This window comes from Clostridium sp. ETTB3 (assembly GCF_053571985.1).
Map to the genome: position 1 here is coordinate 2,348,133 of NZ_CP199832.1, position 18,344 is coordinate 2,366,476.

Consider the following 18,344-nt stretch of genomic DNA (forward strand, 5'->3'; position numbering starts at 1 on the left):
TCCTTAAAAATATAATTTACTTTTATATTTTACATCAACACTAAAATTTTTCATAACTATTTTAAATTTATGTTACTTCTTTGATATATCATATTTTTTTGTTTTCATTCTTATAATTTTAGGGTATAATAACCAATGGAGAATAAATTGATATATCTATTTGTTAATTTTATAACATTGTATTTTTTATTTCTCCATTAATAAATATAAATATACGGAGGTATTGCCATGTTAGTTTCAGCTAAAGAAATGTTAAACAAAGCAAGAGAAGGAAAATATGCTGTTGGTCAATTCAACATCAATAACTTAGAATGGACAAAAGCTATTTTATTAACTGCTCAAGAAAACAACTCACCAGTAATCTTAGGAGTATCTGAAGGTGCTGGAAAATATATGTGTGGATACAAGACAATCGTTGGAATGGTTAACGGTATGTTAGAAGAGTTAAACATCACTGTACCAGTTGCTCTACACTTAGACCACGGTAGCTATGAAGGATGCTACAAAGCTATGGAAGCTGGATTCTCATCAGTTATGTTTGATGGATCTCACTATCCAATAGCTGAAAACATTGAAAAAACTACTGAATTAGTTAAAGTTACTTCTGAAAAAGGATTATCTTTAGAAGCAGAAGTTGGTTCAATCGGTGGAGAAGAAGACGGAGTTGTTGGTAAAGGTGAAGTTGCTGATGCTCAAGAATGTAAATCAATTGCTGATTTAGGAGTTACTATGTTAGCTGCTGGTATCGGAAACATCCACGGAAAATACCCTTCAAACTGGCAAGGACTTGCTTTTGATGCTTTAGAAGAAATCAACCAAGCTTGTGGAAACATGCCATTAGTATTACACGGAGGAACTGGAATCCCTGAAGATATGATTAAGAAAGCTATCTCTTTAGGAGTTTCTAAAATCAACGTTAACACTGAATGTCAATTAGCATTCCAAGAAGCTACAAGAGCTTACATCGAAGCTGGAAAAGACTTAGAAGGAAAAGGATTTGACCCAAGAAAATTATTAAATCCTGGATTCGAAGCAATCAAAGCTACAGTTAAAGAAAAAATGGAATTATTCGGATCAATCAACAAAGCTTAATTCCTTTTAATATAAAAAGAGCACAAAAGTGCTCTTTTTATTTAGTTACAAGTTACGGTATAAATTCAGCCTAGTCTGAATTTAAGAATATATTCTTAGAAATTCACTAAGGAATTTCATCCACAACTTATCACTTTTCACTTGTCAATATGAAAAAATGCTACTAAAGTTTTTTCATTTTACTCACTCCTCACATAATCCCTTAAAATAATTTATACCCCTCTTTAAATCGTATAACATTTTGAATTAATATATTCAAATTATGTTAAAAATAACTTACTAAATTGTAATAAATAAAGAAGTTCTAATTCATATATCTCATATGAATTAGAACTTCTTTTTATCTATTTCTTTTAAAATAATACTCTACATCTCCATAAGATTTAATTTTATCTACATTAATTTTTGATATTTCTTCTAAAAGATATTCATTTACTAAATTTATATCATTTTTATCTATATCATCTTCAAATTGATATTTAAATAGTTCTATTGAAGCTTCTTGTGCTATATAAAAAGATAAAGTAGAAATTAAAACTGATTGGATAATTTCACTTTTATTATTGCATATACCAATACTACTTGCTAAAACTCCTGTATATATATTATCTATATACTCTTCATCATTAAAATACTTATTTTTATTTTTTATATAAAACTCACTATATCCATCAGTTATATAATATTTTTTATCTTTAATAATCAATATACAGTCATTTGTTTTTGCAAAATTTCTATAATTAAAATTTTTATTTTTCTCATTATCTTCAAGTGCTATTAATGAATTTATTTCTTCTTTAGTTCCCTTTAAAATATTAATATTATACCTATTAATTAAGCTAAATGCTAAATTTCTTTTGTATATTATTTCATCTATTCCTTTGGCTTCTAATAATACTACCCCTTTTTTATTTATAGCTATTAACTTTTTTTCTATATCTATAATATTCTTATCTCTTATTTCATCTAAGAAAATCAATAATGTATTTATATTTTTAAATTCATCATTGTCTTTATCCAATTTAGATTTTACCTTTCCATTATAATATATTATTCCCCTGCTTAAATCACTTAATCTTTCAATTCCACAAGAACAATATACAAGAGGCAGCTTTTTCTTTAGCAAGTCTAAAACATTTTTTATAGACTCCTCACTAAGCCTCATATTATTTTCCTCACTTTATTATCTATAGTGCACGCTTGCCTAATAACATATTATTCGACAAAATCTATATTGTTACAACGATATTTTTTAGTTTCAAGTGATAAGTTAAGGAAAAAACTTCTTACGGAGTTTCTTAAAATATATCTTTTTAAAATTTAGCATCAGCTGAATTTTTTCCTCAAACTTGCCACTTACCACTTGCTATTCTTCTCCAAATACCTTTTTTCTTAGCTCTAATCCAGACTTTGTTACTGCAACTCCCCCTAGAGCCGTTTCTCTTAATGATGATGGAAGACTCTTACCTACCTTGTACATTGCAGAAACAGTATCATCAAAAGTTATTTTACTGCTTACTCCAGCCATAACCATATCTGCTGTACAAAGAGCACTTATAGCTCCTGCTGCATTTCTTTTTGCACATGGTATTTCAACAAGTCCTGCAACTGGATCACAAACAAGACCTAATACATTTTTAATAACTATAGCTGCTGCATCTAAACTCATTTTAGGCGTTCCACCCATCATTTCAACTACTGCTGCAGCTCCCATAGCTGATGCTGAACCACATTCGGCTTGACAACCACCTTCAGCCCCAGATAATGTAGCATTCATTCCAATTATCATACCAACTGCTGCTGAAGCAAATAATGCATCAATAAGTTCTTCATCACTTTTACCTAACTTTTCTCCAGCTGATAAAATTACTGCTGGTAAAATACCACAAGAACCAGCTGTTGGACAAGCTACTATTCTTCCCATTGAAGCATTTACTTCTGATGAAGATAAAGCCATTGCCATTGCTTTTACTGTGATATCTCCTGTTAATGTATTTCCTTTTTCTAAATATTTTTGAACTCTATATCCATCTCCACCAATAAGCCCACTTAAAGAGTTAACTTGCTTTTCTCTCCCTTCTGTAGCTCCTTCTTTCATGACTTTTAGATTTTTAGCCATTTTCTTATATACTTCTTCTCGAGATAATTCTCTATCTCTCATTTCTATTCTTATAGCATATTCACTTAATGATATGCTTTCTTCTTCACAAATCTTTAATAATTCTTCACCTGTTCTTGCTAACATTCTATCCTTACTCCTTAATTGGATTAATCATTATTACCTTATTTATTCCTTCTATAGCCTTTATATTTCCTATTATTTCAGCTGTAATTTCATGGTCAACTTCAAATACCATTGTTGCATTCTTACCTTTTTGATTTCTAAACACCTTCATAAATGCTATATTTATATCATTGTCATAAAGAATTGATGCCACTTTAGATAATACTCCAGGAACATCTCTATTTGAAACAATTACTGTTGGATATGCCCCAGTAAAATTAACAGCATTTCCATTAACCGATGTAACTTCTATGCTTCCTCCACCTATTGATGAACCTATTAATCCATAATTACCTTCTTTTCCTCTTATAATAAATTCAACTGTATTTGGATGAACATCACCTAAATCAGCTTCCTTAAAATCTATCTTTAATCCTAATTCCCTAGCTATTTCTAAAGAATCTCTAAGTCTTAAATCACTTGGCTCCATCCCTAATATTCCAGCAACTAATGCTCTATCAGTTCCATGACCTTTATAAGTTTTAGCAAATGAACCATGTAAATAAAATGTTACTTCCTCAATATCTGCTCCTGCAACAGCTCTAGCAACTTTTCCTAATCTTGCTGCTCCTGCAGTATGAGAAGAAGATGGTCCAACCATTATAGGTCCTAATATATCAAAAACACCTACACTTTTCATATTTCTCTCCATTTTGTTATGTAAATTTTATAATTTTATTTTGCTAAGGATTCTAATAAATAGAATCCTTAGTATACTTATCTTAATACTTGTAAAAAATACTTCCTCCAACAAATTCTCTCAATATAGAATTTTCTGGTACAATGTCTATATCTATTTCTCTAAAAAACCCCAAAAACACTTTTAATCTATTAGCCTCTTCATAAACGCTACTATCTTCTTTAACCTTTTCAAGCTCCTTTAATGCATATTTCTTTAAAACACATAATTCATAAACTAAAGTTGAATTAAACATAATATCAGCTTCTTCTTGATAAACAAAGATATTTTTTTCTTCCCCCCTTTTAATTTTATGCCACATTTTTAATGTATCTTCTGCTCCATGCCCCCTTGATAACTGATCTCTAACTATTCTTCTAACTCTTCTTACATCAGTGGTTGTAATTCTATTATGATTATCTAAATTTAATTGAGTTAATACAGAAATATAAATTTTAAACTTATACTTTTCATCAATATGTGATGTTAATATTGGATTTAATCCATGAATACCCTCAACTATAATAACACCATTTTGTGGCAACTTAACTTTTTTACCTGTCCACTCTCTTTCTCCCTTAATGAAATTAAATTGTGGTACTTCAACTTTTTCCCCTTGTAAAATTAAATTTAAATGTTTATTAAATAAATTTATATCTACAGATTGTATAGTTTCAAAATCATATTCACCATTTTCATCTACTGGTGTTTGATCTCTATTAACAAAATAATCATCTAAAGAAATTGGAATTGGCATAATTCCATTTACTCTTAATTGAATTCCAAGTCTATTTGCAAATGTAGTTTTTCCTGAAGAACTTGGTCCTGAAATTAATACTAATTTAACCTCCTTTCTTTCAGAAATCTTATCTGCAATTTCTGCAATCTTCTTTTCATGAAGAGCTTCTGAAATCATAATTAAATTAACTAATTCACCTTCGTCAAATTTTTTATTAAGTGAGCCTACATTTCCAACTTCTAAAATATCTAACCATTTTTCATTTTCTCTAAATACATTTCTCATTTTTCTTTGTTCAACAAATTCTGATAAAGTAAACTTTTCATATTCAGTAGGTCGTCTTAAAATAAATCCATTTTCATAATCAATTAAATCAAAGCCTTTTATTTCACTAGTTCTTTCATTCATTGGCCCATAAAAATAATCATATCTTCCATCTAATTCATATAATTCTATTTCCTTTAAATCTATTTGATTAAGTAAAAGAACTTTATCTTCCATATTGTATGACTTAAAAATTTGAATAGCCTTTTCCCTTGTAACATTTACTTTATTTATTGGTAAGTCTCTTTTTATTAATTCCTGCATTTTATCCTTTATTTTCTTTATGTCATTTTTGTCTAATGGTTTTTCCTTAAAAACTTCACCAAAAATACCTTTTCCAATACTATGTTGAATTGTAATCTTAGAATTTGGATACAAATCTAAAGTTGCTTTAATAAATATAAATTGCAATGTCCTTGTATATTTTTTTTCAACTTTATCATCTCTTTTTACTTTTAAATTACTCTTTTCCTTCATACCTAATCACCTATCTAAACTCTTATAATATTATTTTAAATTTAAAAATATTTTTACCTACATTAAACTAATATTTTATCCTTTATTATAAAATTTAGCAGCTTATTTATCCTTTTTATTAATAGCCCTATACTTTTATTATATACCTATCATCAAAATATTCTATTATTTTTTCTGAATAAAAGCATTTTATTTACAAATACTTTTACTAGAGGTGATTTAATATGTTTATTGTCTTAATTAGAACAATTTTTTTATATTTCTTAGTAATACTTGTAATGAGATTAATGGGTAAAAGACAAATTGGTGAATTACAACCATATGAATTTGTAATAACAATAATGATTTCTGATCTTGCTGCTTTACCAATGCAAGATACCAGATTGCCTTTAATTCTTGGAATTATTCCTATAATAACTTTATTATTTATAAAAACCATATTAACTCAATTACAACTCAAAAGTCAGCTTACAAGAAAAATATTAGAAGGTGAACCTTGCATTTTAGTATGTAGAGGAAAAATAAATTATGAAGCATTAAAAAAACAACAAATTAATTTAGATGAACTTATGGAAGAATTAAGATTAGCAGGTTATTTTGATTTAAATGATATTGAGTATGCAATTTTAGAAAATAATGGGCAATTATCTTTTTTAACTTCTCAAAGTAGTTCGGGTGGTGATTCATGTTATACTTCTTGTAGTTCAAATACTCAACCACTATCATCAACAAGCACTAACTCTTCTTCTCAAAATACTTTCTCTTCAAATGATAATGCTTCAAAAAATAAGACTTCAAAAGTGCCTAAACTTCCAATTATATATGTTTTAGATGGCCATGTTAATAAAAATGCTTTAACAACTAGTGGTAAAAATAAAGTATGGATTGAGCATGAATTAAAAAAACATCACATAAACTCAATAAAAGATGTATTAATTGCCATGACAGATACTGAAGGAAAATTTTATTATCAACTTTATGATAAAAACAAAAATAAGAAAGGAGCTTAAAAATGAAAAATTCATTATTTTCTATTTTTCTTTTTATAATATTATTAGGATTTTTAACTTATACTGATATTAGTTTTAAAAATCTTTGCTCCGAAGTTATATTAAAGTGCGAAGAAATGGAAAAAAATATAGACTCTTTATCTAAAGAAGAAAACTTTGAAAAAGCAATGGATATATATAATTTAATTGAAGATAAAGGTAAACTTGCTGCAATATATGTAAATCATCTTGATTATGACGTAATGCTAAACGAAGCATTAAAATTAACTGTTTATATTGAAAGAGATGATTACGGTGAATCAGATGCTTCTTTGCATCTCTTAAAATCTAGCACAGAACATATGAAAGAATTACAAGTTCCAAATATAGAAAATATTTTTTAATAAATTTATACAACTAATTATATTTATGCATTTATATAGCACTTTTTTGCATAAACACATTTTTTATACAAAACCTCAAAAAATTATTGCATAATTATACATACTTGTGTATAATTATAAACATCAAGAAACCATTCCATTTTATGTATTAAAATAAAAATATAGGAAACCACGGCTAGTTAGTAGTTAAGGATGAAACTTTAAATCAGTGACAAGTGACAAGTGGCAAGTTATTAGTGATAAGTGGCAAGTGACAAGTGGCAAGTTAAGGATGAAACTCCTAGGGGAGTTTCTAAAAAATAAATCAAAGAAATTCCCCAAGGAATTTCAACATCAACTACTAACTACTAACTACTAACTACTAACTACTAACTAAAAACTATAAACTATAAAAGTGGTTTCTGAAAATATATTTTTAAATTCAACCTAAGCTGAATTTATACCTAAACTTATCATTTGAAACTTGTCATTTGAAACTAAGTAAAAAAAGGGGGCTTTTTATATATGAAAAAATTTAATAAGGTTGTTTTGGCTTATTCAGGAGGATTAGACACATCAATTATAATCTCATGGCTTAAGGAAACTTATGGTTGTGAAGTTATTGCTGTAGTTGGCAATGTTGGACAAACTGATGAATTAGAAGGATTAGAAGAAAAGGCATTAAAAACTGGAGCATCAAAAATTTATATTGAAGATTTAACAAAGGAATTTGTTTATGATTATATCTTCCCTACCCTTCAAGCTGGAGCTGTATACGAGGGAAAATATTTATTAGGAACTTCTTTTGCTAGACCTTTAATTGGAAAGAGACTTGTTGAAATTGCAAAAAAGGAAGGGGCAGATGCAATTTGTCATGGCTGTACTGGTAAAGGAAATGACCAAGTTCGTTTTGAACTTGCAGTTAAAAACTTTGCACCTGAAATACCTATTATAGCACCATGGAGAATTTGGAATATAAAATCTCGTAAAGAAGAAATTAAATATGCATTAGATCGAGAAATACCAATAAAAATAACTTATGAAACTAATTATAGTAAAGATAAAAATCTTTGGCACTTAAGCCATGAAGGATTAGATTTAGAATTTCCTGAAAATGAACCTAAATATGATAAGATATTGGAAATGTGTAAAACATTAGAAGATTCTCCTGATACTGCAACTTATATAACCTTAAGCTTTGAAAAGGGTATTCCTGTTGCACTTAATAGAATAAAAATGGATGGGGTCTCATTAATTCAAGAATTAAATAAAATAGGCGGAGGAAATGCCATTGGTATTATGGACATGGTAGAAAATAGACTTGTTGGTATGAAATCAAGAGGTGTTTACGAAACTCCAGGTGGAACTATTCTTTACAAAGCTCATGCTGATTTAGAAGAACTTTGTTTAGATAAGGCAACTCATCACTTTAAACAATCAATTGCATTAAAATTTGCTGATTTAGTTTATAACGGTGAATGGTTCACTCCACTTAGAGAAAGTCTTTCAGCTTTTGTTGATAAAACTCAAGAAACTGTTACAGGTGAAGTTAAGCTTAAACTATATAAAGGTAATATTATTAATGCCGGTATGACATCTCCTTATTCATTATACAGCGAAGAATATGCTACTTTTGGTGAAGATGGCGTATATAATCAAAAGGATTCTGAAGGATTCATTAATCTTTATGGTTTACCAACAGTAGTAAATTCAAAGATGAAAGAATCTTTAAAAAATAAGGATAAATAAAATGAAACTTTGGGGCGGAAGATTTACTGAAGGAGTTAATGAGTTAGTTAATACCTTTAACTCCTCAATTTCAATTGATTCAAGAATTTATAAGGAAGATATCGAAGGAAGCCTTGCTCATGTTAAAATGCTTGGAAAGCAAGGAATTATCCCATCAGAGGATAGTAAAAAAATAGTTGAAGGCTTAAAAGAAATATTAATTAGAATTGATAATGGAACTATACAAATAGATAAAGATGCTGAAGATATCCATAGTTTTATTGAAAGTATCTTGACTTATTACATTGGTGATGAAGGTAAAAAACTTCATACTGGAAGAAGCAGAAATGACCAAGTTACCTTAGATACAAAATTATACTTAAAAAAATATTTAAAAACTATACTTCAAGAAGTTTTAAATCTTCATGAAACATTCTTAGAAAAAATAAAAGATAATATAACTACAATAATGCCAGGATATACTCATATGCAGAAAGCTCAGCCAATTACCTTTGCCCACCATTTATTAGCTTATTGTGAAATGTTTAAAAGAGATATAGGCAGACTTTTTGATTGTTATAAAAGACTTGATGAAATGCCACTTGGAAGTGGAGCTTTAGCAACATCTACATATCCAATTGATAGAGACTTTGTTGCATCAGAACTTGGATTTTCTAAAATTACTCTTAATAGTTTAGATTCTGTTTCTGATAGAGATTATGCAATTGAATCTCTTTCTGTACTTTCTTTAATAATGATGCATTTATCAAGATTTTCTGAAGAAATTATTCTTTGGTGTACTGGTGAATTTAATTTTATCGAATTAGATGATAGCTATAGTACAGGAAGTAGTATAATGCCTCAAAAGAAAAATCCAGATGTTGCAGAATTAGTTCGTGGAAAATGTCCAAGAGTTTATGGAGATTTAATGACATTACTTACTGTAATGAAAGGACTTCCACTTGCTTATAATAAGGATATGCAAGAAGATAAAGAAGCATTATTTGATGGATTAGATACTACTCTCCTTTCACTTCAAACTTTCAATGGAATGATAAAAACAATGAAAGTTAAAAAAGATAATATGAAAAAATCTGCTTCTGGTGGATTTACTAATGCTACTGATGTTGCTGATTATCTTGTAAAGAAAGGTATGCCATTTAGAAATGCTCATGAAGTTGTTGGTAAAATTGTTCTTTATTGCATAGATAACAATATTGCTATAGATGATTTAACACTTGAAGAATTCAACAAATTTTCTTCTATCTTCGAAGAAGACATATATAATGCAATTGATTTATTAACTTGTGTTGAAGAAAGAAACGTTATTGGAGGTCCAAGTTCCTCATCAGTGAAAATACAAATTGAAATGTTAGAAAAATTTATTAAAACAAACAAGGAGAATTTATCATGTTTAAAGTAGGAATAATTGGTGCCACTGGATATGTTGGCGTTGAATTATTAAGGCTTTTACTTAATCATGATCAAATTACAGTTTCAGCTATTTCCTCTTCTACCTTTAAGGATGAGGAAATTAGCTCTGTATATAAAAGCTTTTTTAATAAAACAGCCTTAATATGTAAAGATAAAAGTGACGTTATTAATAAAAGTGATTTAATTTTTACTGCTCTTCCTCACGGATTAAGTGAGGAAATTGCAGAACAAGCAATAAATAAAAATAAAAAAGTAATAGACTTAGGAGCTGATTTTAGATTAACTTCTGAATCTACTTATGAACAATGGTATGGCAAAAAATTCATTTACAAATCTCTTCATTCTAAAAGTATTTATGGATTACCTGAGTTTAATGGTAATAAAATCAAGGATTATAATATAATTGCAAATCCAGGGTGTTATCCTACAAGTATTTCACTTGGCCTTATGCCTTTATTAAAAAATAATTTAATTCATACTAAAAATATAATTTGTGATTCAAAGTCAGGTATTACTGGTGCTGGAAGAGGTCTCTCATTAAAAACTCATTTTGCAGAAGCAAATGAAAACTTTACTGCTTACGGTGTTGGAAGCCATAGGCATACTCCAGAAATAGAACAAACATTATCTTGTATGGCAAATGAAAATGTTGAAATAACTTTTACTCCTCATTTGCTTCCTATTAATCGAGGTATCCTATCTACAATTTACTGCGAAACTAAAGATAAACTTACCTTAAAAGAAATTCACGCTATATATATAAAACAATATGAAAATGAAGAATTTGTCCATGTACTACCTTTAGGACAAACTGCTGAAATAAAACATGTTAAATACACTAACAATTGTCATATATCACTTCATCAAAATTATAGAAAAGATAAAATTATTATAATTAGTGTTATAGATAATATGGTAAAAGGATCTGCAGGACAAGCTATTCAAAATATGAATATTATGCTTGGTATTCCTCAAAATACAGGTCTTAAATTAATAGCACCTAGTTTTTAATATTAATAAATTTAATTTACTATCTAAAAAGTTAATTTTTTTATTGATTTATATTTTCTTATTTTAAAGAAAGAAGGTATTATTTTATGTTTATAGACAAAAATTTAACCATATGCTCTCCTATTGGATTTAAAGCGTCTGGAATTCATTGTGGCTTGAAAAAGAATTTATTAAAAAAGGATTTAGCTTTAATATACTCTGATGTTGTTGCTTCTTCTTGTGGAGTATATACAAAAAATAAAGTTAAAGGTGCTCCTCTTATTGTAACTAAACAGCATTTAAATAATAAAAAAGCTCAAGCAATAATAATTAATAGTGGAAATGCTAATACATGTAATGGTGCTAATGGCTTATCTAATGCAAAAAAAATGACACAAATTTGTGCTGAAAAATTAAATATAAAAAATGATAATGTTCTTGTTGCATCAACAGGTGTAATTGGAGTTCCTTTAAATATAGATGCAATTAAAGATGGTATTCCTAAATTAGTCAATAATTTATCATCTAACTTTGAAGAAGCTAAAAATGCCGCATTAGCAATTATGACTACTGATACTACTGAAAAGCAAGCTGGAATTATAATTGAAATTGAAAATAAAAAAATAACAATTGCAGCTATGGCTAAGGGTTCTGGAATGATTCATCCTAATATGGCTACTATGCTTTCTTTTATAACAACTGATATTTCTATTTCTCCCTCTCTTCTTAAAGAAGCATTAAAAGAAAGTGTTAATCGTTCCTATAATAGAATTAGTGTGGATGGTGACTCTAGCACCAATGATATGGTATTAATTATGGCAAATGGACTTGCCAATAACAAAACTATAACTGAAAAAGATGATAATTATAATTTATTTTTAAAAGCACTAACAGCTTTAAATATATATGTTTCTAAAAAAATTGCAAAAGATGGAGAAGGTGCAACTAAACTTATAGAGTGCACTGTTAAAAATACAAATTCTATTGAAGATGCAGAAATTCTTTCTAAAAGTGTAATATCATCAAGCCTAGTAAAAGCAGCAATGTTTGGAAGTGATGCTAATTGGGGAAGAATTCTTTGTGCATTAGGTTACTCTAATATAGATTTTGATCCTGAAAAAGTTGATATTTCTTTTTCAAGTACTGCTGGAAACATACTTGTTTGTAAAGATGGTTCTCCAGTAATCTTTGATGAATCTAAAGCAAAAGAAATATTATTTCAAAATGAAATTAAAATTTTAATAGATATAAAACAAGGAAATTCAGAAGCAACTTGTTGGGGCTGTGATTTAACTTATGATTATGTAAAAATTAATGGTGATTATCGCAGTTAATAATTTTTGCTTATCAATTAACCATTTTAAATCTGCTCTAATTATTAAAGCTATAGGAGGTGGAAAAAATTGAACTATGCTCAACATGCTAATATATTAGTCCAAGCATTACCTTACATACAAGAATACTATGGTAAAACCATTGTTATTAAATATGGTGGGAATGCAATGATTAATGATGAGTTAACCTCAACTGTAATAAATGATATTATTCTTATGAAATGTATTGGTATAAATCCAATAATTGTTCATGGTGGTGGACCAGATATTAGTACTACATTATCTAAAATGAACCATAAAAGTAAATTTATAAATGGTTTAAGATATACTGATGAAACTACTATAACAGTTGCACAAATGGTCTTAGCTGGAAAAGTAAATAAAGACTTAGTTAAGCTTATTGAAAAAACAGGTGGAAAAGCTATTGGTTTATCTGGAATTGATGGTTCACTAATTAAAGCTAAAAAATTAAATTCTGAAATTGATTTAGGCTTTGTTGGAGAAATAACATCTGTAAATACCGATCTTTTAAACTTAGCTATGAATTCTGGACATATTCCTGTAGTTTCCTCTATAGCTATTGGAGAAAATGATAACAATAGTTATAACATTAATGCAGATACATGTGCTTCAAAAATTGCCTCTGCTTTAAAAGCTGAAAAACTAATCCTACTAACAGATGTACCAGGTGTAATGACAAATCCAAATAACACTTCAACATTAATTTCAACCTTAAGATTACATCAAATTCCTAAATTAACTGCAGATAAAGTAATAAATGGTGGTATGATTCCTAAAATAAACTGCTGTGTAGAATCAGTAAGAATGGGAGTTAAAAAAGCTCATATAATCGATGGAAGAATCAAACATTCCATTTTACTAGAACTACTATCAGAAAAAGGAATAGGAACGGAAATATATTAATTAGTTTCAAGTGGCAAGTGACAAGTGACAAATTTATGTATAAATTCAGCTAATGCTGAATTTAATAAAATATATTTTCAGAAATTCCATAAGGAATTTCATCCCTAACTTGTCACTTATCACTTACCACTAACTCCTAACTATACTAACTCTCGGGGTGATTTTAATGAATTTATTTAAAGAGCAAAAAGAATATTTAATGAATACTTATTCAGTTCTTCCTATTGAAGTTTTAAATGGAAAAGGTTCTTATTTATTCGATATTAATAATAAAAAATATATAGATTTTACTAGTGGAATTGGTGTTAATTCCTTAGGCTATAATAATGAATTATGGAAAAATGAAATAATATCTCAGCTTAATTCATTTCAACACTTATCAAATATTTTTTCAAATAATTCTACTGTGTCATTAGCAAAAAAACTTTGTGAACTTTCTGGAATGAGCAAAGTATTTTTTTCAAATTCAGGTGCTGAAGCAAATGAATGTGCAATTAAACTTACAAGAAAATATAGCTTTGATAAATATGGTAAAAATAGAGGTACTATTTTATCATTAAAGCAATCATTTCATGGAAGAACTTTAGCTACATTAACAGCAACAGGTCAAGATAAATTTCATAACTACTTTTTCCCTTTTCCTACAGGATTTAAATACAGTTCAGCTAATTCTATAGATGAATTAAAGGAAAACCTTACTCCTGATGTTTGTGCTATCATAATGGAAGCAATTCAAGGTGAAGGTGGAGTTCATCCCCTTAATAAAAATTTTGTTTTAGAAGCTTTTAAATTAGCTAAAGAAAATGATATTTTAATTATATTTGATGAAGTTCAATGTGGTATTTCAAGAACTGGAAATTTATTTGGATATAATCATTTTAATGTTTTTCCAGATATAGTTACTTGTGCAAAAGGACTTGGTGCTGGACTTCCAATAGGTGCTGTTTTATGTAATGATAAGCTTTCATATACTTTTAATCCTGGAGATCATGGTTCAACCTTTGGTGGAAATCCTGTTGTATGCGCTGGTGCACTTTCTGTTTTAAATCAACTTTGTAATTCAAATACTTATAATGATATTAAAAATAAGGGTGAATATATAAAGCAATCTATTTTAAAAGAAAATATAAAAAATGTTATAGATGTTCGCGGGTTAGGATTAATGATAGGTATTGAAATTAATGGGGATTCTTCTGAATTTCAAAAGAAGGTATTAGAAGATGGTTTACTAGTCTTAACCGCTGGTAAAAATGTAATAAGACTACTTCCCCCACTAAACACACCAATGGAAGACATTAAATCAGGAGTTAAAATACTTTTAAATAATCTGTAGATAGTTGCAAGTTTCAAGTGACAAGTTTCAAGTTAAGGTATAAATTCAGCTTAAGCTGAATTTAATAAATATAATTTTAGAAACTCCCCAAGGAGTTTCCTCCTTAACTTGCCACTTGCCACTCTACACTTGCCACTTATCACTCCCTAATCCTAACTAAAAAAGGAGGTTTTTATGAATAAAGATTTGTTACGTATGGATAATCTTTCTAAAGATGAAATTTTGGATATATTAAACCTTGCTGATCAATTAAAATACGAAAGAAAACATGGCATAGAGCATCCTATACTAAAAGGTAAATCTCTAGGTATGATTTTTGAAAAAGCTTCAACACGTACTAGAGTTTCTTTTGAAGTTGGAATGTATCAACTTGGAGGACATCCTCTTTTTTTAAGTTCTAAAGACTTACAAATAGGACGTGGTGAAGCTATACAGGATACTGCTAGAGTTTTATCAAGATATTTAGATGGAATAATGATAAGAACATTTTCACAAGAAGAAGTCGAAACATTAGCTGAATGTTCATCTATTCCTATAATTAATGGATTAACAGATGAGGAACATCCTTGCCAAGTTTTAGCTGATTTAATGACAATAAGAGAAAATAAGCTTATTCTTGAGGGATTAAAAGTTGCATATATAGGTGATGGCAACAATATGTGTAATTCTTTAATAATAGGATGTTTAACTTTAGGAATGCATATATCTATTGCTAATCCTCTAGGTTATAAACCTCCTAAATATTATATTGAAAAGGGTAAAGCTTTAGCTATAAAAAATAGTGTTTCTTTTGAAATGACCGAAGATCCAAAAGTAGCTATTAAAGATGCTGATGTAATAATAACTGATGTTTGGGCTAGTATGGGCCAAGAATCTGAAACAAAAAAGCGTCAAATTGCTTTTAAAGGATATCAAGTTAATTCAGAAATTATGAAATTAGCTAATAATGATGCTATAGTTCTTCATTGTCTTCCTGCTCATAGAGGCGAAGAAATTACTGTAGAAATTATTGAAGCTCATGCTAATGTTATATTTGAAGAAGCTGAAAATAGACTTCATGCACAAAAAGCAATATTAGTAAAACTATTATCATAAAAATTATAATAATTAAACTGCACCTATATAATTAACAAGAGGCAGTTTAATTTTCTATTTATTTCTTTAATTTTACTTATTAAAAATTATCTATAATATATTTTTTAAATAAATTTACTGATGGTGTTAAATACCTGTTCTTTAATGTTGCTAAATATATAAATCTTTCATGTGATGGATTTACTATAGGTAATACTTTTACATTGTAATATTTTAATGAAGATATCTTAGGTACTACTGCTATTCCATAATTTATTTCAACTAAACCTGCAACAGCATTATCTTCTTCAACTTCACAAATTATATTAGGAGTAATATTAACCTTAGTAAATAATTCACTTATTAATGGTCTAATTCCACTCTTTTCACTAAAACCTATAAATGGATAACCTCCAACTTCACTTAAATCTATAAAATCTCGTTTAGCTAATGGATGTTCATTTGATACTATAACAACAAGCTCTTCTTTTGCTATTGGCATAAAATCTATTTCTGGCTCATTTTCCATTAATGAGCAAAAAACCATATCATATCTTTCCTCTTTTAAATCATTAATTAAGGATTTTGTTGTTCCTTGTCCAAATAAAAATTTAATATCTTTATTTTTTTCTATTGAAGTAAATTTCTTAATTAATTTAGGAACAAAATTGGGGCCTAATGTATAAATATATCCAAGTTCTATTGTTCCTGTAGATACATTAGTTAATTCCTTAATTCTTTTTTCTCCTCTTTCTAATTCACTCAATGCTTTTTCTACATATTCAAAATATATTTTTCCTAATTTAGTTAGCTTAATGTTTCTACCTTGTTTTTCAAAAAGATAAGTTCCCAAATCCCTTTCTAACGCAGACATAGCATGACTTAAACTTGGCTGTGTTATAGATAATTCTTCTGCAGCTTGGGTATAATGCTCTAATTTTGCTAATACTCTAAAATAACTTAAATGATTTAAATTCATAGTTCCTCCTTTTTATTTATATATTTTGTTTGATAAAATACAAACTAATATTTTTTTATTTTTTCTATTAAACACTTAAATATTATACCATATCTATAGTTTTTTTCTATAAATAAACAAAAAAATATGTATTAGAATAATTAAAACTTATATATTACAATTTATCTTGTAAATTAAATAGATTATTCATACATAAAAACGTTAAATTTTTATCAAGAAGGAGTATTAAAATGCAAAATACGCTTACTAAAAATAAGTATATGCCAACAGCATTATCTATGTATATAAATTATTTTATACATGGTATGGGAGCTATCATATTAGCTCAAAATATTGATTTTTTAATGGAACAATTAAATACTAACAAAGCAGGAGTATCATATGTTATTTCAGCACTTGGATTAGGTAGATTAATAGTTTTATTTGTATCTGGAGTATTATCAGATAAATACGGTAGAAAACCTTTCATACTATTAGGTATGGGAACTTATGTGTTATTTATGGGTGGTATATTAATTAGTACTAATGTTACTATGGCATTTTTCTTTGCTTTATTAGCTGGTATGGCTAATTCATTTATGGATTCTGGTACTTATCCTGCATTAACTGAATGTTTCCCTAAAGCTTCAGGAAGTGCTAATGTTGCAATTAAAGCATTTATTTCTGCTGGACAATTCATATTACCATGGATAATAAGCTTCTTAATTGCTAATAACCTTTACTACGGATGGTCATTTATATTCTGTATTATAGTATTTGTAATTAATGGATTATTAATACTAAAACTTCCATTCCCTGATTTCAAAGCTGAGCCAAAGCAAGAAAATGTTGTTGAAGAAAAAGTTGAAGCTAAAGTTAAAGCAAACTTCTGGATTGAAGGTATTTGCTTAATCTTAATTGGATTTACTGCTACTGCTACATTCCAAGTAATTGCAAACTGGTTACCATCATTTGCAAGAGAAGTTGCTGGTGTTGAACAAACTGTTTCACTTAAATTAATAAGTATTTATAGTACTGGATCAATAGTATCTGTATTTGTTACTTCAATATTAGTTGCTAAGTGGATTAAACAAGTTAGATTTACATTTGTTTACCCATTAATTTCATTAATAATGTTAACTATTCTTTGGATGTTCCCAAGTACAACAACTTGTATAATTGCAGCATTTGTAATAGGTTTCTCTGCTGCTGGTGGTGTATTACAATTAGCATTAACTTCAATGTCAGAATTATTCCCAACAAGCAAGGGTAAAATTACTGGTATAGTATTTACCTCTTCAAGCTTAGCTTCTACTATAGTACCAAGTATCACTGGTATATTAGCAGATATAAGCTTAAGCCATGTAATATTATTCGATATGGGAATAACAACTTTAGGTGTTGTATTAGCACTTATAGTTAATATTAGATATAACATAATAAAAAAATATGAGTTAAAAGCTTCTAAAAATGTAGCTTAATAAATTAAAGGAAATTGTACAAAAATACAACTTCCTTTTTTATTTAGCTTTAATCAATATTTTAAATTTTTATTATTCTAAAACTTAATAGCTTTAATAAATATATAATATAATAATAAAT

General features: G+C 28.1%; 16 protein-coding genes. 11 read left to right on the top strand and 5 right to left on the bottom strand.

The window, feature by feature from the left end; all coding sequences use genetic code 11:
* Positions 1 to 228: 228 nt before the first annotated feature.
* Positions 229 to 1,092 carry a class II fructose-1,6-bisphosphate aldolase gene (gene fba / locus ACUN06_RS11365; RefSeq protein ID WP_291736541.1) on the top strand — a complete coding sequence of 288 codons (864 nt, stop codon included), beginning with the start codon at positions 229 to 231 and terminating at the stop codon, positions 1,090 to 1,092.
* A 340-nt stretch (positions 1,093 to 1,432) separates the two neighbouring features.
* Here fba and ACUN06_RS11370 read toward each other — a convergent pair whose 3' ends face one another.
* The 4 genes from ACUN06_RS11370 to ACUN06_RS11385 form a co-directional block, all read right to left on the bottom strand.
* Entirely contained in the window at positions 1,433 to 2,257 is an 825-nt protein-coding gene (locus tag ACUN06_RS11370) for a hydroxyethylthiazole kinase (RefSeq protein WP_291732252.1), read from the bottom strand.
* A gap of 201 nt (positions 2,258 to 2,458) precedes the next feature.
* Positions 2,459 to 3,337, bottom strand: a complete 879-nt coding sequence (gene sdaAA / locus ACUN06_RS11375) for an L-serine ammonia-lyase, iron-sulfur-dependent, subunit alpha (RefSeq protein WP_294369013.1) — start codon at positions 3,335 to 3,337, stop codon at positions 2,459 to 2,461.
* Between the two features lie 7 nt (positions 3,338 to 3,344).
* Complete coding sequence (gene sdaAB, locus ACUN06_RS11380) at positions 3,345 to 4,016, bottom strand: L-serine ammonia-lyase, iron-sulfur-dependent subunit beta (RefSeq protein WP_291732256.1); 672 nt, start codon at positions 4,014 to 4,016, stop codon at positions 3,345 to 3,347.
* A gap of 82 nt (positions 4,017 to 4,098) precedes the next feature.
* Positions 4,099 to 5,595, bottom strand: coding sequence for a nucleoside kinase (locus ACUN06_RS11385; RefSeq protein WP_449389822.1), 1,497 nt, complete (start codon positions 5,593 to 5,595; stop codon positions 4,099 to 4,101).
* A 224-nt stretch (positions 5,596 to 5,819) separates the two neighbouring features.
* On the opposite strand from ACUN06_RS11385, the gene ACUN06_RS11390 reads away from it, so the two are divergent.
* The 9 genes from ACUN06_RS11390 (at position 5,820) to argF (ending at position 15,805) form a co-directional block, all read left to right on the top strand.
* A complete protein-coding gene (locus ACUN06_RS11390) occupies positions 5,820 to 6,605 on the top strand; it encodes a DUF421 domain-containing protein (protein ID WP_302538169.1) in 786 nt (261 codons plus the stop codon).
* A gap of 2 nt (positions 6,606 to 6,607) precedes the next feature.
* A complete protein-coding gene (locus tag ACUN06_RS11395; protein ID WP_294125443.1) occupies positions 6,608 to 6,988 on the top strand; it encodes a DUF4363 family protein in 381 nt (126 codons plus the stop codon).
* 504 nt (positions 6,989 to 7,492) lie between these two features.
* Positions 7,493 to 8,716, top strand: a complete 1,224-nt coding sequence (locus tag ACUN06_RS11400) for an argininosuccinate synthase (protein WP_331892018.1) — start codon at positions 7,493 to 7,495, stop codon at positions 8,714 to 8,716.
* 1 nt (position 8,717) lies between these two features.
* Entirely contained in the window at positions 8,718 to 10,118 is a 1,401-nt protein-coding gene (gene argH / locus ACUN06_RS11405; protein ID WP_449389823.1) for an argininosuccinate lyase, read from the top strand.
* Positions 10,106 to 11,140, top strand: a complete 1,035-nt coding sequence (gene argC / locus ACUN06_RS11410) for an N-acetyl-gamma-glutamyl-phosphate reductase (protein WP_294369029.1) — start codon at positions 10,106 to 10,108, stop codon at positions 11,138 to 11,140. The genes argH and argC overlap by 13 nt, the downstream gene beginning before the upstream one ends.
* Before the next feature lie 86 nt (positions 11,141 to 11,226).
* Entirely contained in the window at positions 11,227 to 12,453 is a 1,227-nt protein-coding gene (argJ, locus tag ACUN06_RS11415) for a bifunctional ornithine acetyltransferase/N-acetylglutamate synthase (protein WP_449389824.1), read from the top strand.
* Positions 12,454 to 12,522: 69 nt separating this feature from the next.
* Entirely contained in the window at positions 12,523 to 13,377 is an 855-nt protein-coding gene (gene argB, locus ACUN06_RS11420) for an acetylglutamate kinase (protein WP_291736225.1), read from the top strand.
* Between the two features lie 166 nt (positions 13,378 to 13,543).
* Positions 13,544 to 14,710 carry an aspartate aminotransferase family protein gene (locus ACUN06_RS11425; protein WP_294369036.1) on the top strand — a complete coding sequence of 389 codons (1,167 nt, stop codon included), beginning with the start codon at positions 13,544 to 13,546 and terminating at the stop codon, positions 14,708 to 14,710.
* Positions 14,711 to 14,884: 174 nt separating this feature from the next.
* On the top strand, positions 14,885 to 15,805 hold the full coding sequence (argF, locus tag ACUN06_RS11430) for an ornithine carbamoyltransferase (protein ID WP_449389825.1): 921 nt from the start codon (positions 14,885 to 14,887) through the stop codon (positions 15,803 to 15,805).
* Positions 15,806 to 15,884: 79 nt separating this feature from the next.
* On the opposite strand, the gene ACUN06_RS11435 is transcribed toward argF, so the two are convergent.
* On the bottom strand, positions 15,885 to 16,763 hold the full coding sequence (locus tag ACUN06_RS11435) for a LysR family transcriptional regulator (RefSeq protein WP_294369039.1): 879 nt from the start codon (positions 16,761 to 16,763) through the stop codon (positions 15,885 to 15,887).
* Positions 16,764 to 16,993: 230 nt separating this feature from the next.
* On the opposite strand from ACUN06_RS11435, the gene ACUN06_RS11440 reads away from it, so the two are divergent.
* Positions 16,994 to 18,223 carry an MFS transporter gene (locus ACUN06_RS11440; RefSeq protein WP_449389826.1) on the top strand — a complete coding sequence of 410 codons (1,230 nt, stop codon included), beginning with the start codon at positions 16,994 to 16,996 and terminating at the stop codon, positions 18,221 to 18,223.
* The last annotated feature ends 121 nt before the right edge of the window (positions 18,224 to 18,344 follow it).

What these genes read in the sequence shown, in the direction of transcription:
- argH (WP_449389823.1), top strand. Translation starts at nt 8,718, where the DNA reads ATGAAACTTTGGGGCGGAAGATTTACTGAAGGAGTTAATGAGTTAGTT.
- ACUN06_RS11385 (WP_449389822.1), bottom strand. Translation starts at nt 5,595, where the DNA reads ATGAAGGAAAAGAGTAATTTAAAAGTAAAAAGAGATGATAAAGTTGAA.
- fba (WP_291736541.1), top strand. Translation starts at nt 229, where the DNA reads ATGTTAGTTTCAGCTAAAGAAATGTTAAACAAAGCAAGAGAAGGAAAA.
- ACUN06_RS11435 (WP_294369039.1), bottom strand. Translation starts at nt 16,763, where the DNA reads ATGAATTTAAATCATTTAAGTTATTTTAGAGTATTAGCAAAATTAGAG.
- argC (WP_294369029.1), top strand. Translation starts at nt 10,106, where the DNA reads ATGTTTAAAGTAGGAATAATTGGTGCCACTGGATATGTTGGCGTTGAA.
- ACUN06_RS11400 (WP_331892018.1), top strand. Translation starts at nt 7,493, where the DNA reads ATGAAAAAATTTAATAAGGTTGTTTTGGCTTATTCAGGAGGATTAGAC.
- sdaAA (WP_294369013.1), bottom strand. Translation starts at nt 3,337, where the DNA reads ATGTTAGCAAGAACAGGTGAAGAATTATTAAAGATTTGTGAAGAAGAA.
- ACUN06_RS11395 (WP_294125443.1), top strand. Translation starts at nt 6,608, where the DNA reads ATGAAAAATTCATTATTTTCTATTTTTCTTTTTATAATATTATTAGGA.
- ACUN06_RS11440 (WP_449389826.1), top strand. Translation starts at nt 16,994, where the DNA reads ATGCAAAATACGCTTACTAAAAATAAGTATATGCCAACAGCATTATCT.
- sdaAB (WP_291732256.1), bottom strand. Translation starts at nt 4,016, where the DNA reads ATGAAAAGTGTAGGTGTTTTTGATATATTAGGACCTATAATGGTTGGA.
- argJ (WP_449389824.1), top strand. Translation starts at nt 11,227, where the DNA reads ATGTTTATAGACAAAAATTTAACCATATGCTCTCCTATTGGATTTAAA.
- ACUN06_RS11390 (WP_302538169.1), top strand. Translation starts at nt 5,820, where the DNA reads ATGTTTATTGTCTTAATTAGAACAATTTTTTTATATTTCTTAGTAATA.
- ACUN06_RS11425 (WP_294369036.1), top strand. Translation starts at nt 13,544, where the DNA reads ATGAATTTATTTAAAGAGCAAAAAGAATATTTAATGAATACTTATTCA.
- ACUN06_RS11370 (WP_291732252.1), bottom strand. Translation starts at nt 2,257, where the DNA reads ATGAGGCTTAGTGAGGAGTCTATAAAAAATGTTTTAGACTTGCTAAAG.
- argF (WP_449389825.1), top strand. Translation starts at nt 14,885, where the DNA reads ATGAATAAAGATTTGTTACGTATGGATAATCTTTCTAAAGATGAAATT.